Raw genomic sequence first — 20,055 nt, 5'->3', positions numbered from 1 at the left:
CAAAGGAGACTCTGGCCCAATGAGCCAATTTCAATCTATTGATGTTGCTGACTATTATGACGTGGATACATTCAAGCGTATTGAAGCGTTTGCCAAAGACAAAGCAACCCCGTTCGTAGTAATTGATACCAGTATCATAGCGAAACAATACGATGACATGGTTAATAGTTTTCCTTACGCCAACGTTTATTATGCAGTTAAGGCAAACCCAGCGGCCGAGATCTTATCTTTACTGAAAGATAAAGGGTCAAACTTTGATATTGCCTCAATTTATGAACTAGATATGGTCATGAATGTCGGCGTGACAACCGACCGAGTCAGCTACGGCAATACCATTAAAAAGCGTCAAGATGTACGTGCATTTTATGAGCGCGGCGTGCGTATGTATGCATCCGACTCAGAGGCCGATCTACGTATGATCGCCGAAGAAGCACCGGGATCGCGTATTTACGTGCGCATTTTGACCGAAGGTACAGACACGGCTGATTGGCCGTTATCGCGTAAATTCGGCTGCCAAAACGAAATGGCCTATGAGCTATTAGTATTGGCGCAGGAATTGGGCTTAGAACCTTTTGGTATTTCTTTCCACGTAGGTTCACAGCAACGTGATATCGGTGCTTGGGATTCTGCCATTGGTAAAGTGAAAAGCATTTTCGACCGTCTGCGTGATGAGCACAATATCACCTTGAAGATGATCAACATGGGCGGCGGTTTCCCTGCTAACTATATTGATAAAACCAATCAATTGGGTGTGTATGCCGAGCAGATTACTCACTTCCTGAAGGAAGATTTCGGTGACGATTTACCGCAAATTATTCTGGAGCCGGGCCGTTCGTTGATTTCTAACGCGGGGATTTTAGTGTCTGAAGTGGTACTGATCAGCAAAAAATCCTACACAGCGTTAGAGCGTTGGGTGTTTACCGATGTGGGTAAATTCTCAGGCTTGATTGAAACGATGGACGAGGCGATTAAGTTCCCGATTTATACTGATCGTCAAGGCGAGCTGGATAAATGCGTGATTGCCGGCCCAACCTGCGACAGTGCCGATATCATGTATGAGCACTACAGCTATGGTTTACCGAATGACTTAGCCATTGGTGATCGCATGTATTGGTTAACCGCTGGCGCTTATACGACGACGTATTCGGCAGTGTGCTTTAACGGTTTCCCACCGCTGAAAGATTACTATCTGTAAGCTATTGTGGTGACATGAATAAGGGCGCTTAGGCGCCCTTGTTGTTCGCTAAAGAAGTTTGGGATTACTCGTGGGATTTGAGGATCTGATAAATCTCTTCTTTTAGGTGTAACTTTCTGCTTTTGAGTTCTTTCACTGTCGGATTGAAATCACTGGCGACACGTTTTTCCAGTTGTTTGATTTCCTCGTCTAACTGATTATGCTCGTTAAACTTACGTTGAAAATGAGCATCTTGGGTTTTCAGGGTGGAAATTAATTCTCTGTACTCTGGAAACATCGGCATTCTCCTTGTCGTCATCTACTACACTTCTGGTTTCGCCTTAACCCTAACCTTTCACTCTACAGTGAAATGTGACTTAGATCACCTTTCGTCCCGCTTCAGATTAATACTAAATGATGATTTATTTTAATTATTTATAAATCATTGGATTAGATGATTTCGGCCGCTGTCTATGGCATGTGATTAGGATCTGGTTCACACTTTGTTAGGCATAAATCAGACTGGCATTCGCAGTGCGGGCAAATTTGCTATCTTGTGATCAGATGTGAGGGCGATTGGTAATTTGATTACGACTAAACAATTACTTCTTGCCGATAATTCTGTGATCAAGTTAACCTTCACCGCTTCGATACTAGGTTAAAGTCGATTTTATAAGAATTTAATTATCAAAAATGAAAGGGGTTTTCACAATGGCTGATGTATTTCATTTAGGTTTGACCAAAGCAATGCTCGATGGTGCAACTTTGGCAATCGTTCCAGGTGATCCAGAGCGCGTAAAACGTATTGCCGAACTAATGGACAATGCGACGTTTCTTGCTAGCCACCGCGAGTATACAAGCTATTTAGCGTATGCCGATGGTAAGCCAGTAGTCGTGTGTTCAACCGGTATCGGTGGCCCATCGACTTCTATCGCAGTAGAAGAACTTGCACAGTTAGGTGTGAATACCTTCCTGCGCGTTGGTACTACAGGTGCAATTCAACCCCATGTGAATGTGGGCGATGTGATTGTGACTCAAGCTTCAGTGCGTTTAGATGGCGCGAGCTTGCACTTTGCACCTATGGAGTTCCCTGCGGTTGCAAACTTTGAATGTACCACTGCTATGGTTGCAGCGTGTCGCGATGCAGGCGTAGAGCCACACATTGGCGTAACGGCTTCTTCTGATACTTTCTACCCAGGCCAAGAGCGTTACGACACTGTCACTGGCCGTGTAACGCGTCGTTTCGCGGGTTCAATGAAAGAATGGCAAGATATGGGCGTACTGAACTATGAGATGGAATCTTCCACCTTATTCACTATGTGTGCGACTCAAGGCTGGCGTGCAGCCTGTGTTGCTGGTGTGATTGTAAACCGCACCCAACAAGAAATTCCTGATGAAGCCACAATGAAGAAAACCGAAGTAAGTGCGGTTTCTATCGTGGTTGCTGCAGCGAAAAAACTATTAGCCTAATTTTTATTACGCTAAGCGACACCCCCTGCAAAGTGAGTGACCAAACTAAAAAAGGTGCCAATGGCACCTTTTTTGTTGCTTTAAAACTATGCCGATACCGATTAGAAGTGGTATTGGGCAATCACTGAGTAAGTGTCTTGATCGACGCCTTTCACACCGTATTTATTGGTCCACAGATCGTATTCAATACCCACCAATAGTTTATTGGCTTGATGATCACCGAACAGGCTCTTTCCAAGATCGTATTTCAACTGTGGATTGAAGTGGAAGTTCTCCTCGTAGCTATTATCATCGGTGGCAAATACCCAGTCGATAAAGCCATCAAGCACTATGTTGGCTGAGCCAACGGGAATGTCGATGCGAAATACTGGGGTGAACTGCCAGCCGTCACTATTGTTGCCAGTGCTCATACCATTGCGGCGATAGGTATTAAAGTTCAGGTAAGTGAAATAAGGCACGGCGACATCAACGCCTAAACCGTAAAGCAGGCTGTGAACTGGGCCTTCACCTTCTTCATAGGTCAGCGCCAGAGATAAATCTGTTACTGGACCAAAGGCGATTTTCTCGCCGAGGATTTTACTGGCACTGAAGCGTGGCGAAATTTCACCATAGGTGGTGCTTTCCATGCCTGTATCGTTGCCTTTGAAATAGATAAAGTCTTGGAAGGCAAACCAATCACCGTATTTCCAGCCGCCCGCCGTTTCTAAGGTGATAGTGGCTTGTTTGTCCGATGGTGCTAAATCGTAGTCTTCACCATAGAGAGCTGTTGCACTGAAATCCCACCATTGTACTAAGTCACCCGCAAATGCTTGAGGAGAAAGCATGAGTGCTAGGCATAGGCATGTTTTTTTCATTGTTATTTCCTGTTGTATAGGTCGAAGTTAATTCGCGTCTTACTCAATCCGCTCTCTGACCTATGGCATGGTTTGATGGGTAAGTTCAAACCTAGCGTGAGTGTACGTCAAAGGACTGGCACAAAAGTGGGGGCAATATATGCAAAAATTTACATTTATTCAAAGTTTTTATCGAATGTTGTTGTCAAAATCACATAATCATTATGGTGATAATCTGTTTTTAGCTAATTGATTTTAAATGGATTTTGCTATATCAGAATGAGTTATTCCTTTGGTGTTGGCTATCTTTTTGAATTGATTATGCTTAATTTTAAAACAACCTAAGGGCTTTGCCGTGTGGATATGGGAGAATGAGGCCTAACACAGAAGTGATTGATTGGGCATTTTGCTTCGTAAATTTTGACATATTATGTCGCTTATCCGAAAAGCTGCTGTTATAGTTGCTGCAAGGACACTCTCATTTCAGGGGGAAATATGGAGTTTTCAAATCCGATTTTAGTGTGGGCAGTGGTGGGGCTAGTATTTATGCTCGCCGAAATAGTGGTTCCCGGTGGCATCATAGTGTTGCTGGGCGCGGCTTGTTTAGTCGTGGCTGGCGCGTTAGGCATAGGACTAGTCGAAGGCGTAGTGCAGAGCATGACCCTGTGGTTTATCTCGGCCATTGTGTTGTTATTGACCTTCAGACAAGTAACTCAAAGGCTCGTTGGTGGTGATTCCCATGTGGATAACACGGATGAAGCAATCGATCTATACAATCAAGTTGTTCGCGTAAAGCAGACCATAGGTCCTGGACAAACACCCGGGCGGGTGGAATTTCAGGGGAGTGAATGGCCAGCGCTGGGCGATGGCACCACTATCGCTGCGGGGACCGAAGTCAGAATTATTTGTCGTGAAAATATCGCTCTAGTCGTTGAGCCTATTTCAATAGAAGCTTCCAAAAACTAAAGGATGGAATCTATGTTTGTATTTACCTTAGTCATTTTATTTATCTTTTTTATTCTCTATAAGTTGATGCTTATCGTGCCGATGCGTGAAGTGCATGTTATTGAGCGTCTGGGGAAATTCCGTGCAGTATTAAACCCAGGATTTCATTTTTTGATCCCTTTCTTCGACCGCGTCTCCTACCGTCACGATACCCGTGAGCAAGTATTAGATGTGCCGCCACAGAGTTGTATCTCTAAAGATAACACTCAACTGGAAGTGGACGGTTTAGTCTACTTAAAAGTGATGGATGGCAAATTAGCGAGTTATGGCATTGAAAACTATCGTAAAGCGGCGGTGAATTTAGCCCAAACCACAATGCGTTCTGAGATTGGTAAGCTGAGTTTGAGTGAAACATTCTCCGAGCGTGATAGCTTGAATGAATCCATAGTGCGGGAAATCGATAAGGCGTCAGAACCTTGGGGGATCAAAGTATTGCGCTATGAAATTCGCAATATTACGCCTTCGCGCCATGTGATCCACACCCTTGAGAAGCAGATGGAAGCCGAGCGTCGCAAACGCGCCGAAATCACGTTGGCCAATGCGGAAAAAGCGGCGATGATCAATATGTCTGAAGGTGAGCGCCAAGAGGCGATTAACCTGTCAGAAGGTCAAAAACAGAAACGGATTAATGAAGCCAAAGGTACAGGTCAAGAGATTGCTATCATAGCCAAAGCGAAATCCGAAGGTATGGCAATGATCTCGCAGGCGTTAGCGGTCAATGGCGGTACAGATGCGATGAATATGTTATTGAAAGAACAGTTTATCGCTCAAGTTGGCAAGATCCTCAATGATGCACAGGTCTCTGTTGTCCCCGCTGAAATGGCGAAACTCGAAGGTTTCTTCGAAGGCATGGAGCAAGTCACTCAGACTGTGAGTGGCCAAAATAATAGTGGCAAAGGAGCGCGATAATGAATCTTCCATTAGATACAGATTTGATTGTGATGGCAATTTGGGGACTTATCTTTGCCATTTTCGTGATTAAGCTTTTCCAATCGATTCGACTTGTTCCCACTAAGTCGGCTTATATTGTGGAGCGTTTAGGTAAGTACCACAGCACCTTAGATGCGGGTTTCCATACCTTGATCCCCTTCGTGGATAAAGTCGCTTTCATTCATGATTTGAAAGAAGAGACCATCGATGTACCGCCGCAGGAGTGTTTTTCGAGCGACGAAGTTAACGTTGAAGTGGACGGGGTGATTTATATCTCTGTGACCGACCCAGTCAAAGCCAGTTACGGTATTACTGATTATCGCTACGCCGCTATCCAGCTAGCGCAAACGACGACACGCTCTGTCATAGGGACGCTGGACCTTGACCGCACCTTCGAAGAGCGTGATGTGATTTCTGCCAAGGTTGTGCAGGTATTAGATCAAGCCGGTGCCATGTGGGGAATACGTGTGCATCGTTATGAGATTAAAAATATCACCCCACCTGAAACCGTTAAAAATGCCATGGAAATGCAAGTGAATGCTGAGCGTGAGCGCCGCGCATTATTGGCTAAGAGTGAAGGCGACAAGCAGAGCAAGATTAACCGTTCAGAAGGTGTTAAAGCTGAGACGGTAAACCGCTCTGAAGGTGAGATGCAGCGACGTATTAACGAAGCTGAAGGTAAGGCTGAGGAAATTTTAACTATTTCCCGTGCGACGGCGGAATCGATAGAACGTTTAGCCTCTGTGATTGCCGCGCCGGGTGGTCACAATGCTCTGCGGATGCAACTCGGTGAACAGTACTTTAAACAGCTCGATGGCTTAAGCCAGAAGAATAGCCGAGTGGTATTGCCGGGTAATATGGTGGATTTCGATTACTGGATGAATAGCATAGGCTTAACGGAAGAAAAACCGAGCTAAGGCCCTGGTTAACATCTGAAACTCGCTAGTTTATTAAGGCCAAATACTCAGGTATTTGGCCTTATTTTTGGGCTGTAATTGGATGATGTGTGTCGTGGCGGTTTATATAACGGCTTGTGTTGTGAGTTACGGGGAGATCATGCAGCTTCTGTTGAGTGAACCGCGAGAAGCTGCAGTTGGGCATAGATAAATTTTTCATTGAATGGAAGGCTAATAAGCTAGGCGTTCATGAATTTGGGAATGGGCGTGGGTTTCAATGAGCTTGGCAATTTGGTTTTGCTCTAATTGCTGAAGCGCAGAAATTTCGTCATAAATCTTGTCTTGAACATCCAGCGGCATGCGAACATGCTCCATAAACATTCTAATTCCTAGCATGTCACCACTTTTGAAAAGTTGGCTGAATTCGGTGGCTTCTATCTCGATTAATGCATTCATAATACTTCACCCTAAGGTTGGATTTGACACAGATACAACAGTCTTGCTGTTACTTAAGAGATACGCCTAAGTTTGATCTAGGTCAATTAAACTGCATATTAATCTTTATTAATAAAGGATTTTGTTGTTTATAAATAATCAGTTATAGATTTAGCAAAACAGTACTTTAAAAAATAGGGTTGTTTAAAACTGGGCGTGTCTAGATGAACTTGGAGCGAATGCTGGGTTATGCGGCAAGCTAAAGCGTAGCGGATAAAAAAATAGCGACGAGCGATAAACGCTGGCCGCTATTTTTGTGATTAGGTATTTAAAAAACGCCTAGAAAGGGTGAAGCCTTATTTAGGGATAGCCAGAATCTGACAACCATTAATCCCGGCATTTTGCAGCGTGTGACGCTTACGTTCGGCATCACGCTTACGTTCATAAGGACCTAAAGCGACTTTGTACCACACGCCAGTCGTACCTTCGACTTGTCTTACTTGCGCCTCCAAACCTTGGAAAGCGATGACAGCTTTCATCTCATTTGCCTGTGATTCTTGGCGGAAAGAAGCACATTGCAATTGATATTGCATTGGCGCTCGTGTTGCAACCACATCGGGAATATCGACCTCAACATGCTTGTTTTCAAGCTCATTGAGATAGGTCCATTCTTCCTTTGGTTGAGGCGGCAGAGCGTTAGGGTCCTTCTTCGGCGGAGCAACAGGCTCTGCTGTTTCCTCGGTCGCGACAGGAATAACGACGGCTTTACGCTCGGGTTCTTTCACCTTAGGGGTGAGCACCACATTTTCTTGCGGCTTAACTCGAGTTTCAGTTTTCTTGGCCGGAGTTGGCCTCGGCTGCTCTTCTTGCTGAGCATTATCTTTAATGCTCCATAGAAAATAGACGAAACAACCCACAGCGAGTATGACAAAGCCTATCAGCGTCAGCGGCAGCTTCTTACGCGGTGCTGATTTAGATTGTGAAGGCTTTGCTCGGGTTGGGCGAGTCGCGCGGACTGGGCGCGGTTTAGCGCCCGACTGCGGCCTTCTATTGGCATAATCGCGATTACTCATGGCTTACATCCGCTCTAAGGTTTCTATACCGAGTAGATTTAGGCCTTTTTGTAACGTACGAGCCGTCAATTGTGCGAGTAATAAACGGCTATTCTTTTGCGCGTCGTTATCGGCGGCAAGTACGGGGCAGGCTTCGTAGAAGCTTGAGAAAGCACCCGCTAATTCATACAGGTAAGCACACAATACGTGCGGTTGACCTTTATCGACAACGCGACTGAGGATCTCGCCGAACTGCGCTAACTTGTTACCGAGATCTTTCTCTTTTTCATGCTCAAGCACGATTTTCGCTTGGCTCAAATCCAGATCGGTTACACGCTTGAAGATGCCCGCAACACGGGTATAAGCGTACAGCAGGTAAGGCGCGGTATTGCCTTCGAAGCTGAGCATTTGTTCGAAGCTAAAGATGTAATCGCTGGTACGGTTTTTCGATAAATCAGCATATTTAACGGCGCTGATCCCAACGACACGGGCGATTTCAGCCAGCGTGTTCTCATCCATATCTGGATTTTTACTGCGAACGAGTTCTAGTGCGCGCACGTTGGCTTCTTCTAACAGGTCGACTAACTTAACGACACCGCCGCTACGGGTTTTGAATGGACGGCCATCTTCGCCGTTCATCGTGCCAAAACCTAAGTGCTCCAATGACATATCTTCACGAACAAATTTAGCCAGCTTGGCTAGGCTGAAGACTTGTTGGAAATGCAGCGCCTGACGTAGGTCAACAAAATACAGTACGCGATCGGCTTTTAATACGTTCGAACGGTAGCGCATTGCCGCAAGATCTGAGGTGGCATACAAGTAGCCACCATCAGCTTTTTGGATGATCACTGGCAGTGGCTCACCTTCTTTATTACGGAAGGCTTCTTGGAACACAACTTTGGCGCCGTTGCTTTCGGTTAATAAACCTTGGGCATCTAAATCTTTAACTACTTGTTCTAGATCGGCGTTATAGGCACTTTCACCGTGCACGTCGGCGCGGGTCAGGCTCACACCTAAACGGGCGTAGACTTCATGGCAGTGGCTTAACGAAATGTCGTTAAATTCGCGCCACAATTTGTTGCAGTATTCGTCGCCAGATTGCAGTTCAACCACTAATTGGCGAGCGCGGGTCGCGAATTCTGCTGATTCGTCGAAACGCAGTTTGGCGGCACGATAAAAGTTTTCTAAATCAGACAGTTCAAGTTGCGCTTTCTCACCGTTTTTGGCGCGTAGCTCTTCCATATAGGCCAGCAACATACCAAATTGTGTACCCCAGTCGCCCACATGGTTTTGACGGATAACTTTGTGGCCTAAAAATTCCAGTGCACGCACCACACTGTCACCAATGATGGTTGAACGTAGGTGACCTACGTGCATTTCTTTGGCGAGGTTTGGCGAAGAATAATCAACAACAACGGTTTGCGGTGTCGGTAACTTGATACCTAAATGCTCATCGTTGACGGCATTTTGCAGTTGATCAGCTAAGGCGCTGTCGTTGATAAAAAAGTTGATAAAGCCAGGACCTGCAATTTCAACCTTAGCCACAAAAGCCGAAGCCGGTAAGGTGTCGATGATCAGTTGGGCTAATTCACGTGGATTCTTGCCCGCGACCTTAGTCAGCATCATGGCTAAGTTGGTTGCCAAGTCGCCATGACTCTTATCCTTGGTTCGATCTACCTGAATGCGCGCTTCAAAGTCAGCAGGCACAATACCTTGTTGTTTAAAGGATTCTAGAGTTTGTTCAAGTAATGATTGGATATGTGATTTCATGGGTTCTAATCGGCACTAACTTTAAGAGTGAATACAGGGAATAACCGCATATTTTAGCCGTTTGTGGTTAACAATTGCTATCTTCCCGATGATTTTTTATCAAATGGCGCTTAAATACTTATCAAATACTCGACTCAGAGGAGATCCTGCGGATCTCTGTCTAAGCTCCATCGGCACCGCTTGGCTTCGATAAGCTGCTCTACAAGCGGATGAATACGTTCAAACTCTTGTTGCAAGCGATTGCGGTTTTTAGCTTGGAATAAGAGTTGGCGGCGGAACTTGCCGGCTTTTTTATCTAAGGGCGCTGGCATAGGACCAATCACCTCAAATTCTTTATCTTGGGGCAAGAGCGCGGCGAAGGCGTTGAGAAAGTTATCGGCATCACTGGCTAAATGCGCTTCGGCGCGCACCAACACCATATGCCATGCTGGCGGCAGCAGTGCCTGTTGACGTTCTTTGAGCTGGCTGCGAGCAAACTCGCCATAACCGCGGTGCAGCAAATCCCGCAAAATGGGATTGTCGCTCTGGTGAGTTTGCAATAATACCGTGCCGGGTTTACTGGCACGGCCCGCACGCCCGGCGACTTGGGTATAGAGCTGCCCAAAACGCTCGGGCGCGCGAAAGTCGGCGCTAAATAAGGCGCCATCGACATCGAGTAGCCCAACAAGCGTCACATCAGGAAAGTGATGGCCTTTGGCTAGCATTTGCGTGCCGACGAGGATTTTATATTCGCCCTTATGAATTGCGTTTAAGTGGGTTTCCAATGAGCCTTTCAAGCGAGTGGTATCGCGGTCGATGCGCACGACTGGATGTTTCGGAAACTCCTGTTGCAGCGCCTCGGCCAGTTGTTCAGTGCCTATGCCTTGGCCCATCAGCATAGTGCTACCGCATTTGTGGCATTGCTTAGGGATAGCGTATTGATTGCCACAATGATGGCAGCAAATTTCGCCAAGAGATTGATGCACAGTGAAAAACGCATCGCAGCGGTCGCACTCGTGTAAGTGCCCACACTCGTGGCAAAGCAGGGCGGGTGCAAAGCCGCGGCGATTGAGAAACAGTAACACTTGGTTGCCTGCGTCTAAATGCAGACGGATTTCGTTCAGCAGCGGCACCGACATGCCTGCTTTTAACGGCATATTTTTAATGTCGATAATGCCTTGACGCACTTTTTTAGCAACGCCCGCGCGCTCACCCAATTGCAAATGATGGTAACGGCCACTTAAAGCATTTTGTAGACTTTCGAGTGAGGGGGTTGCCGTGCCTAATATCACCGGAATCGATTCCAGATGGCCACGCATGACTGCCAAGTCGCGGGCGTGATAACCGACGCCTTCCTGTTGCTTGAAGCTGCTGTCGTGCTCTTCATCGAGTATGATAATGCCGGGATAGGCCATAGGCGTGAACAAGGCTGAGCGGGTGCCGATAATGATGGCGGCCTGACCGCAGCGGGCTTGGCGCCAAGCTTCGAGTCTCTGATTGTCGGTTAACCCTGAATGCAAAATGGCGACATTGACTTTGAAACGCCGCTTAAAGCGATTGATAGTTTGGGGCGTTAAACCGATTTCAGGCACTAAAATTAATGCTTGCTTGCCTTGCTTAAGGACTTCTTCGAGCACCGCCAAATAGACTTCCGTCTTACCCGAACCGGTAATGCCTTCTAATAAAGTACAGTGATATCCTTGTTGCAGATTTAAAGTGGCAACGGCGACGGCTTGTTCTTTATTGAGTTTATGTGGCGTTTCGTCCATTTCGAGTGTGGTGCGCCAGTCGAGGTTAAGCTCGGCGACTTTCTCATGACGTGCTACCCAGCCTTTATCTTCTAGGGCTTTAAGCACCGCCTTACTGATGTCTAAGCTGATAACCTCTTCTTGGGTTAAGCTGGCGGTTTTGAGTAACTCGAGTAGTTTTTTCTGTGCGGGTGCGCGTTTAACTGCTTCGGGCGCAATATTTTGGCCTATTTCAGTTAATTGCCAGAATTGAATCTTTTGTGGCGCGGCATTGAGCCCTTTGCGAAGGGCGACTGGTAAGGCTTGGGTTAGCATCTGCCCTTGGCTGCAAAAATAGTATCTCGCGGCCCAAAGCGTTAATTTATAAAGTGATTCAGGCAGCAAAGGTTTATCGTCGATAAACTCAAGCACAGACTTAATCTGCTTAGGCGCTAAGCTACATGTATCTGTGATACCTGTGACTAATCCGATCAATTGTTGACGACCGAAGGGGACTTTAACGCGCACGCCTATCTGCGGTGTACTAGGATAAGTTTCGGGTACGCGGTAGCTAAAGGTTTGCCGCATAGGCACAGGTAACGCAACTTCGACAAACAATGACATATGCAGGCAAGTCTTAGGCAAGAATGTGGTTTAGTGTACTCAGCGCGGCTGGCTAGGGCTAGCCCTAATGATGGTTTACCAAGGATAGTTGAGAGTAAATAAATGGCTAATATAGTGAAATCATTAGGTCTACTCGCGTTAGTGTGTAGCGCACCTAGCATGGCACAAGTCTCCCATGTGAGCGTTAACAGCCGCATGTTTGAGTTAGGTAGTTATCCTAAACTCAGGGTGAATGTGATTGCGGACAATCAAGACATGTCGCGTTTAGAGTTTGTAGTGCAGCAAGCCGGCGGCGAAGAAAAGTTAATGGTTGAGGAGCTTAATCGCTTTTTAGTTTTGCTCACGGGTGTTGAAGATGTCAAAGATGACAAGGCTAAACTCTTAGTGAGGGAGTATCGACTCGACCGTTGGTATGAGGTCAAAAGTATCAATCTATTTGGCGAGGCTAAGCCAACATCGGCTGCGCTATCTATGAGCGCGGCATCGGGCAGTAAAAATACGACGACAGCGCTGGTGCAAAAGCGTGCGGATAAAGTGAATGTTCAGCCTGTAAAAGTGGCCGCAGAATTCACATCAGTGGTGGGTGCTAAGACCGCGACGGCGGTTATTGCGGCTGCAAATACTCATGTAGATGCTCATGTAAATACTAAGCCCGCAGTGCCAGCGGCTGAAGTTGTGACTGGCTTTAAATTTCCTGAAGCAGCGGATGAGCAAAATACCCAGGTTGCCGAGGTAAAGGCTGTCGCCAAAAACTCTGAACCTGTTGCCGTTAAAGCAACGTCTGCTGAAACTATGATGCCTGAGCCTGTTATGTCTGAAGTCATAGTCACTGAAGCAGTTAAGACAACAAATAGCGAACTCAAAGTGAATGCCGCTGAAACGTCCCCAACAGCTTCGCAGACACCTGAACATTGTCAGTTAACTTATCTTGCAGGTGAGACCTTGTGGCGTATCGCCAATCGCTATGCCAACGATTGGGACGTGAGTGTTTATGGCGCTATGCTGGCGATCTATGAGGCGAATCCTGCGGCGTTCTCAAAAAATAAAATCAACGCACTCAAGAGTAATGCGGCTCTGTCCTGTCCTTCGAAAATGATTTTGGCACAGCATGCTAACGCCAAAGAGGCTCAGGCGATGTTTGAAGCTAAAGAGGCGGGAAAATGAAGCGGCGAACTAAAGTCAAAATAGACGCAGATTAACCGCCAAACGCTCAGATAATCTACTTGTATCCCTTGTGGGTATGCTGTACCATTCTGCGCCCTAAACATATTGTTATTAACATGCATGTGGTGTCCGACTACGGGTTGGAAGAGCGACATGGCCTTACACTTTTGAGGTAACCCCAATGAAACCAGGTATCCACCCAACATACGCTATCATCACTGCAAACTGTACTTGTGGTAACGTTATCAAAGTAAACTCTACTGCTGGTAAAGATCTGCATTTAGACGTATGTGGTGCTTGTCACCCATTCTACACTGGTACACAAAAAGTTGTTGATACTGGCGGTCGTATCGACAAATTCAACAAGCGCTTCGCAGTGCTTGCAAAGAAATAATTGCGATTGCAATGTTTCTAGAAAAGGCGCCTATGGCGCCTTTTTGCTTTCTGTCATTTGCTGAACTGCTTTATTTACGCCTATCTTAATACTTATGTTAAATCCCCCATCTGGTACGACTTCACTCAATTAATCGTCAACTTACTGAGTATTGCGAGTTCAAGTATGTAATTCGACTTATTTATAGCAATTATCTATAAGATAAATATGCTAGCCGTTATATATTGTAATTTAACCAACATTTTTGAGATTAACTCGCTACAACTAGCGCTATAACTACAAAATATATGTTTGTTTCCTACAAAATATATTAAGAAATGCAGCTTTATTATAGGAGATAAGTTTATAAAACTAAGCTTAGAGGTGATATTTGCAGGCTAAAGTGAAATTTCTGAATCTCTTATTTAAAAATCCCCCTTATTGGCGTATCTTACCCCGACCAGCCAGACTATTAACATCACCCTTTGGTGAGACTAGATGTGTGTTGGTAGGCCTTACTCTCATAAATTATAAATGTCGCATTTCAGGATTTTAAAATGTCAGATATTCGTCAACAAGCACTCGATTATCATGAATTTCCAATACCAGGCAAAACCGCAGTTTGCCTTACCAAACCTGCCGAAACGAGTCACGATCTCGCTCTAGCTTATAGCCCTGGTGTGGCTGAGCCTGTGCGTGAAATCGCGGCTAATCCTGACAATGCGTATCGTTATACCAATAAAGGTAATACGGTTGCCGTGATTACCAATGGTACGGCGATCTTAGGTTTAGGCAATTTAGGCCCCTTGGCTTCTAAACCTGTGATGGAAGGCAAAGCATTATTATTTAAGCATTTTGCAAATATCGATTCGACAGATATTGAGATCACCCACAATACGCCTGAAGAATTTATCAATACAGTTGCTGCGATTGCTGACACTTTTGGTGGTATCAATCTTGAAGATATTAAAGCGCCAGAATGCTTTGTTATCGAACGTGAATTGATTGCCCGTTGTAAAGTGCCAGTATTCCATGACGATCAACACGGCACCGCAATTGTGACCGCGGCGGGTATGATTAACGCGCTGGAAATTCAAGGCAAGTTGATCAGCGACGCAACGTTTGTGTGTATGGGCGCAGGTGCGGCAGCCATTGCTTGTATGACTATGCTGGTCAAGTGTGGTGCGAATCGCGCTAACATTTATATGTTAGACACTAAAGGTGTGATTCATTCTGGCCGTACGGATCTTAATGAATATAAAGCGCTATTTGCGAATGATACAGACAAACGCACGCTTCTTGATGTTATTAAAGGCGCAGACGTGTTTTTAGGTCTATCTGGTCCTGACGTGATAGGTGCAGAAGAAGTTGCGTTGATGGCCGATAAGCCAGTAATTTTTGCCTGTTCTAATCCCGATCCTGAAATCAAACCGGCACTGGCTCACGCAACGCGCAGCGATTTGATCATGGGTACCGGTCGCAGCGATTATCCAAACCAAGTGAATAACGTATTGTGTTTCCCGTTTATTTTCCGTGGCGCCTTGGATGTACGTGCGTCATGCATTAACGATGAGATGAAAATCGCCGCGGTTCATGCCATTGCTGCACTGGCAAAAGAGCCTGTGCCTGCGAGTGTATTAAAGGCTTATCCTAATGTGAGTTCACTGAGTTTTGGTCCTGAATACGTGCTGCCAAAACCTATGGACCCACGTTTATTGCCTAATGTTGCCCGTGCGGTTGCTCAGGCGGCTATCGACTCTGGTGTTGCTGCTATCCCTACTTTACCTCAATACGCCGACTAGGCTAAAAGTGGTAAAAACATCGAAAAGAGGCTAATGAGCCTCTTTTTTGTTTTTAAGTGGACATTAAAGTCACAGCGTCTTGGTTGCCTTTTAGGTTATGCTACTGAATAATCAACGGACAACTTTGTTGTACTCCTGTTAAAATCGCGCAAATAATTATAATAATCCTGCAGGATAGCGGATAGATGAAATTCACCCGAATGTTAACTACAAAATTAACCAGCTTTTGGTTAATGTCATTAGCCGCTATCGCCTTCGTCTTTTTGCTGAGCGCTATGATGAGTTTCGTGCAGCTGACCTATAAATTTCAGCAGCAGAAAGTCGCCGAACTCGAAACTATGTTAGTGGACCAATATCAACACCAACCCGATTGGGATTTGGAAGCTTGGCTGCCGCCCATGCTACTTGCCTACAATGCTGTTGATTTTCGGCTGACCTTGAAAGATGAAGTGATCTTTGCCTATGAAGGCAATCTGACTACGCAAAATGCCATGGTGTATGACCATGTGTTAGAACCTAAATCTGGCCTGCGTATGCAGCTGACCTTAACCCAACCCTTCGAGCATTACACTTTTAGTTGGTATGAAATCCTCATCCTGTTGGTCGGTGTGTTAGCTGTGGCTGCCTTAGTGCGTTTTGGCTATTTATGGTTTTCCCAACAGTTGGATGGCATTGAAGAATTAGCCTTACGCAGCCGATTGATTTTGCAAGGTAAGCACGAGCAAGCACTCGCGACCCCCGGAAATGGCAAGCCAAGGCTGATTAACCGCGCTTTGACCAAGTTGTTAGAAGAATTACAAGACGCACAAAAAGAACGTGGCCGTTTTGACAAGTTCATTCGTTCTAATACCTTTCTCGATGCGGAAACGCGCATTGGTAATCGGCTCTTTTTGAATAACCGTCTCGACGCCCTTAGTCATAATCAGGCGATGCTCGCCCATGGGGTGATTTATTTATTAGAGATGGATGATCTGGATTTATTGCAGCAATCCCAAGGTGAAGCGGTAACTAAAGAGTTATTAAATTCGACCGTCAACGCGATAAGCCAATTGCTGCAAACCCAAGCTAACAGTATTTTTGCCCGTCGTTCTCACAATCAATTTGCCATAGTCGTGCCGCAAATCTCGTTAATTGAAGCGGACCAATTCGCCAGTAAGTTGCTTAAGATATGTTTGAGCCAGCCTTTACCCGAAGTCGACAATAGCGATAACTTTTTCCACCTCGGATGCGCTTATTTTACCGCAGGCGATAATGCGGCACAGTTAATTGAAGAAGCCGATATGGCTTTGAGGGCGGCACAATTACAGGGCAATAGTAATTGGTTTATGTACGACAAAGGCGCAATTGATGAAGAGTTTGCTAAAGGCTCAGTACGTTGGCGCAGCTTTTTAGAAAACGCGTTAGTGCAAAGGCGATTCTTCCCCTTTAGCCAGCCTATAATCGATTCAGATGGTAATGAGCACCATAAAGAGATATTTACTCGGGCGCGGGATAATCAAGGAGCGCTAATTCGTGCCACACTGTTTATTCCAATGGCGAATAAATGTGGTTTAATGCCGCAGGTCGAACGGCAAATTATTGAGCGGGTATTGTTGTTACTGTCGAATGAATTAGCGGGTGGCGTATCGAATACTCAAACAAATAAAAAACCAGCGTCACAGATATACAGTATTAATCTGAGTTTGGATTCGCTAATGAGTCGAGCTTTTACCCAATGGCTAAAAACGACGCTGTTAGAATATCGCCATCTGACCACGCGACTGATTTTCGAAGTGTCGGAAGATATCGTGATTCAACATCAAGAAAAATTACAGCCAAAATTAGACATGATCCGTAAAATGGGTGCGAGATTATGTGTTGATCATGTGGGTCAGCAGGTCGTTGGCACTTACTATATTCGTGAATGTCACTTTGATTTAATTAAGCTACATAGATCGATTGTACGGCATATTCATTTACGCCCAGAAAACCAATTATTCATCCGTAGCTTGATTGGCGGTTTGTATCGAACGGAAGTGCAAGTCTGTGCCGAGGGGGTCGAAGTCTTCGAAGAATGGCAGACACTGCAAATCCTCGGTGTTGGCGCAGCGCAGGGAATGTATTTCAGCGAACCCATAGAGGCTAAGTAATGAAAGTGTGGTATTAGGGTGATAAATGTCGTCTTATAAGGCAAATTAATCCGATTATTCACGTATTTATCTATAAAATACGAGTATTTGCAGCTAAACTATTCAGTGCCAAAATAATGACGTTTGCTGTTTAAATTAGCGATAAAGCAAGTCAGAGGGCAAGGAACACTGGAGAGTGGAGTGACAGGAAGTTTAAGCATAAGAGACTACTCACGCTTTTAAATTCAGTTGGTTACAGGCATCTTTATGGAAAAAAGTCTTATAGGTCGACTCGCCTTTTGGCAGAAAAGAACGGATCCGACTAGCCTTGGCGTCTATGTTTGTGCCGATAAATTATGGGTTTACGCACCTGCTCAAGGAGATAGTGCTGAGCAGTGGTTACCGTTTGAGCTTAAAGATGAACACTGGTCATCGGCGTTTGCTGCCGTCGCTAAATCCTTCCCTAATGCCCAGTTACAACTGATTTTGGCTTCAGGGCTTTATCAATTACTGCTGACCGATAAACCCAATGTCGATACTGTCGAATTATCCCAAGCCTTGCTGTGGTCAATTAAAGACATGGTTACGCTACCTGTGCCGCAAATCCATCTAGACTATTTCGAGTCACCCATTCCCAGTAATAAAATCAATGTGGTGGTGGTCGATAAAGCTAAACTCGTGAGTATGGTACAGGCCATTCATGAACAAAATTTACAACTTATCGGTATCAGTATCGAAGAGTTAGCCATGACCAACTTATTTGGTGATGACCACCAAGCTCGTCTGGTGGTTAGCCATCATCCAGGGCAAGAGTTGTTATTGACTGTGGTTAAGCAAGGTCAGCTGTATATGCAGCGGCGTGTGCGCGGATTTGCTCAGCTGGATAAGACCCAAGCCGATGAGTTAACTTATGGCATGGCAGACAATTTAAGCTTAGAAATTCAGCGCTCTATGGATTATTTTGAAAGTCAATTGAGACAGGCTCCGGTATCTTCTATCGAACTCCTCGCCGATGGCGCCGTGGATACTTTAGCTAAGCTAGTGTCGGCGAACTTTAATCAAGCTGTGAATGTTATCGATAAAAGCTGTGTTGGCGCGCGAATAGCGGGATTAGCCTTTGCCGAATTTTCCAGAGGTGCTGAGTGATTAAATACCGAGTCAATCTCTACACTCCTTCCTTACTTCCGCCTAAGCAAAGATTAACCTTTGGCCGTTTGGGAGCTTATGCTGCAGGATTTTTGGTCCTATTTGCGGCATTAGGCGGTTATAGCTACTGGCAAGTCAGTGAGTTACAACAGGCCCAGCAATTGGCTGCCCAGCAAAAGCTGCAATTCGATACCCAAAAACAGGCATTAGAAGCACAAATTGCAGCGCGTAAACCCGATGCCGAACTCGTTGCGCGAGTCGATTTAGCGGCACAACAGTTAGAGCTGAAGCAGTTACTCATGGGTGAATTGAGTCTTAGGGCCTCTTTAACCAGCCGAGGGTTTGCGCCTGTACTTAAAGATTTAGCGGTCGTGTCGGATGCGAGCGTGTGGCTTAGTCATATCGTCATTAATGAGCAAGATTTTATGTTCGAAGGTTTTGCCGACCATCCTCAAAGCATTCCGCAGTGGATTGGCAAACTTAAAACAACGCAGACTTTAAAGGGGCAAGCTTTCTCGTCGATGAGTATGGATCGCGGTGAAGATAAACCTTTGGCCTTTACCTTGAAGAGCGATAACAAGGAGGAGGCCGCGCAATGAAGCAGAAGTTAGCCCAACTAGGACAACAGTTTGATGCGTTAAGTCGCCGTGAGCGAGTGCTTATCTCAGTCGCCATTCTGGCCGTGGTCGGTATGCTGAGTTATTTACCCTTAGAGTCCCTATGGAAAACCCATGCGGCGTTGTCACAACAGCTAAAAGCCTTAGAGCAAGAAAACGCGATTTCGGCCCAGCAGGTTGACTTGTATCAGCAACGTTTAGCGTTAGATCCCAATCAAGATTACCAACAGCGTTTAGTCTTGTTAGAGCAACAGAATCAAGCCTTAGATGCCCAGCTCAATGAGCAGATGGTGGATATGGTGCCGGCAGACTATATGCCACAGCTGCTGGGTAATTTACTGGGACAAGTGCAAGGGATTAAATTAATTAAGTTTATGTCGATTGCGCCTATTCCCCTGTTAGCTGTGGGTGACGAGAAGAAACTCAATCTGTATAGCCATGGTATTCGTATGAGCTTAGAGGGCGATTATTTCTCTGTGCTGCGCTTTGTGGAAGCCGTGGAGGCCATGCCAGATAAACTTTATTGGAAGCGTCTCGACTATAAAGTCGCAGAATATCCCCAAGCGACAGTAGAGATTGAACTTTATACCTTGAGTATTAATAAGGACTTTATCAGTGTTTCTAAATAAGTCTTATATTATCAGTGCGTTGTTATTGGTCTGCAGCCCTATAGCGTCTGCTGAATCACTGCGCGACCCTACCTTGCCCGGTAAAGGTTTTGCAGTGGTCGGTCATGCGAGTCAAGCGCAGGATCAGGCAATGGTACTTAACAGCATAGTGAGTTCAGGCAACACGGCTTATGCTGTGATAAATAACAAAATATTGTCGGTTGGCGACAGCATTGAGGGGCTGAGTATCGTCAAGATAACCCCCACTTATGTGTCGCTGTCCGATGGACGGAAAATGGCATTGTTTCAAGCAATAACAGAGAGATAGGGAATACACCTCAG

19 protein-coding genes are annotated in these 20,055 nt (G+C 45.6%); 13 read left to right on the top strand and 6 right to left on the bottom strand.

Annotated elements, in window-relative coordinates:
• Positions 1-19 precede the first annotated feature (19 nt).
• Complete coding sequence (locus NE536_RS12985) at positions 20-1,195, top strand: type III PLP-dependent enzyme (RefSeq protein WP_006087063.1); 1,176 nt, start codon at positions 20-22, stop codon at positions 1,193-1,195.
• 64 nt (positions 1,196-1,259) lie between these two features.
• Here the strand turns inward: NE536_RS12985 and NE536_RS12980 are convergent, their stop codons facing one another.
• Positions 1,260-1,472, bottom strand: coding sequence for an HP1242/YdcH family protein (locus tag NE536_RS12980; RefSeq protein WP_006083288.1), 213 nt, complete (start codon positions 1,470-1,472; stop codon positions 1,260-1,262).
• Positions 1,473-1,885: 413 nt separating this feature from the next.
• Here NE536_RS12980 and udp point away from each other — a divergent pair, with 413 nt between their 5' ends.
• Complete coding sequence (udp, locus tag NE536_RS12975) at positions 1,886-2,644, top strand: uridine phosphorylase (protein ID WP_006083287.1); 759 nt, start codon at positions 1,886-1,888, stop codon at positions 2,642-2,644.
• A gap of 101 nt (positions 2,645-2,745) precedes the next feature.
• Here udp and NE536_RS12970 read toward each other — a convergent pair whose 3' ends face one another.
• Positions 2,746-3,498 carry an outer membrane protein OmpK gene (locus tag NE536_RS12970; RefSeq protein ID WP_261272943.1) on the bottom strand — a complete coding sequence of 251 codons (753 nt, stop codon included), beginning with the start codon at positions 3,496-3,498 and terminating at the stop codon, positions 2,746-2,748.
• A gap of 474 nt (positions 3,499-3,972) precedes the next feature.
• Between NE536_RS12970 and NE536_RS12965 the strand changes: the two genes are divergently transcribed.
• From NE536_RS12965 to NE536_RS12955, 3 genes are read left to right on the top strand one after another with little or no spacing between them, the layout of a single operon-like run.
• Entirely contained in the window at positions 3,973-4,443 is a 471-nt protein-coding gene (locus NE536_RS12965; protein WP_106649276.1) for an NfeD family protein, read from the top strand.
• 12 nt (positions 4,444-4,455) lie between these two features.
• A complete protein-coding gene (locus NE536_RS12960; protein ID WP_012586651.1) occupies positions 4,456-5,391 on the top strand; it encodes an SPFH domain-containing protein in 936 nt (311 codons plus the stop codon).
• Positions 5,391-6,329 carry an SPFH domain-containing protein gene (locus NE536_RS12955; RefSeq protein WP_198555603.1) on the top strand — a complete coding sequence of 313 codons (939 nt, stop codon included), beginning with the start codon at positions 5,391-5,393 and terminating at the stop codon, positions 6,327-6,329. Before NE536_RS12960 ends, NE536_RS12955 begins: the two co-directional genes overlap by 1 nt.
• Before the next feature lie 210 nt (positions 6,330-6,539).
• On the opposite strand, the gene NE536_RS12950 is transcribed toward NE536_RS12955, so the two are convergent.
• The 4 genes from NE536_RS12950 to priA form a co-directional block, all read right to left on the bottom strand.
• A complete protein-coding gene (locus NE536_RS12950; RefSeq protein ID WP_006083282.1) occupies positions 6,540-6,764 on the bottom strand; it encodes a hypothetical protein in 225 nt (74 codons plus the stop codon).
• Between the two features lie 335 nt (positions 6,765-7,099).
• Positions 7,100-7,816, bottom strand: a complete 717-nt coding sequence (locus tag NE536_RS12945) for an SPOR domain-containing protein (protein ID WP_261272942.1) — start codon at positions 7,814-7,816, stop codon at positions 7,100-7,102.
• Positions 7,817-7,819: 3 nt separating this feature from the next.
• Positions 7,820-9,565, bottom strand: a complete 1,746-nt coding sequence (gene argS / locus NE536_RS12940; protein ID WP_261272941.1) for an arginine--tRNA ligase — start codon at positions 9,563-9,565, stop codon at positions 7,820-7,822.
• A gap of 134 nt (positions 9,566-9,699) precedes the next feature.
• A complete protein-coding gene (priA, locus tag NE536_RS12935; protein WP_261272940.1) occupies positions 9,700-11,895 on the bottom strand; it encodes a primosomal protein N' in 2,196 nt (731 codons plus the stop codon).
• A 102-nt stretch (positions 11,896-11,997) separates the two neighbouring features.
• Here priA and NE536_RS12930 point away from each other — a divergent pair, with 102 nt between their 5' ends.
• The 8 genes from NE536_RS12930 to NE536_RS12895 all read left to right on the top strand — a co-directional run bounded on the left by NE536_RS12930 (position 11,998) and on the right by NE536_RS12895 (position 20,041).
• The gene (locus NE536_RS12930) at positions 11,998-13,059 is read left to right on the top strand and encodes a FimV/HubP family polar landmark protein (protein ID WP_261272939.1); all 1,062 of its coding nucleotides are present in this window, start codon (positions 11,998-12,000) and stop codon (positions 13,057-13,059) included.
• Positions 13,060-13,240: 181 nt separating this feature from the next.
• A complete protein-coding gene (gene rpmE / locus NE536_RS12925; RefSeq protein WP_063883331.1) occupies positions 13,241-13,453 on the top strand; it encodes a 50S ribosomal protein L31 in 213 nt (70 codons plus the stop codon).
• 536 nt (positions 13,454-13,989) lie between these two features.
• On the top strand, positions 13,990-15,234 hold the full coding sequence (locus NE536_RS12920; protein ID WP_106649282.1) for a malic enzyme-like NAD(P)-binding protein: 1,245 nt from the start codon (positions 13,990-13,992) through the stop codon (positions 15,232-15,234).
• A gap of 185 nt (positions 15,235-15,419) precedes the next feature.
• Positions 15,420-17,363 carry an RNase E specificity factor CsrD gene (gene csrD, locus NE536_RS12915; RefSeq protein ID WP_261272938.1) on the top strand — a complete coding sequence of 648 codons (1,944 nt, stop codon included), beginning with the start codon at positions 15,420-15,422 and terminating at the stop codon, positions 17,361-17,363.
• A 246-nt stretch (positions 17,364-17,609) separates the two neighbouring features.
• Entirely contained in the window at positions 17,610-18,488 is an 879-nt protein-coding gene (locus NE536_RS12910) for a type IV pilus biogenesis protein PilM (protein ID WP_261272937.1), read from the top strand.
• Positions 18,485-19,087 carry a fimbrial assembly protein gene (locus NE536_RS12905; protein WP_261272936.1) on the top strand — a complete coding sequence of 201 codons (603 nt, stop codon included), beginning with the start codon at positions 18,485-18,487 and terminating at the stop codon, positions 19,085-19,087. The genes NE536_RS12910 and NE536_RS12905 overlap by 4 nt, the downstream gene beginning before the upstream one ends.
• The gene (locus NE536_RS12900) at positions 19,084-19,734 is read left to right on the top strand and encodes an MSHA biogenesis protein MshJ (RefSeq protein ID WP_261272935.1); all 651 of its coding nucleotides are present in this window, start codon (positions 19,084-19,086) and stop codon (positions 19,732-19,734) included. Before NE536_RS12905 ends, NE536_RS12900 begins: the two co-directional genes overlap by 4 nt.
• Positions 19,721-20,041 carry an MSHA biogenesis protein MshK gene (locus NE536_RS12895; RefSeq protein ID WP_261272934.1) on the top strand — a complete coding sequence of 107 codons (321 nt, stop codon included), beginning with the start codon at positions 19,721-19,723 and terminating at the stop codon, positions 20,039-20,041. Before NE536_RS12900 ends, NE536_RS12895 begins: the two co-directional genes overlap by 14 nt.
• The last annotated feature ends 14 nt before the right edge of the window (positions 20,042-20,055 follow it).

It is taken from the genome of Shewanella septentrionalis (genome assembly GCF_025370265.1).
Lineage (GTDB): Bacteria > Pseudomonadota > Gammaproteobacteria > Enterobacterales > Shewanellaceae > Shewanella > Shewanella hafniensis.
The sequence above is the reverse complement of the archived record's forward strand: the minus strand, read 5'-3'. Positions and strand labels throughout refer to the sequence as shown.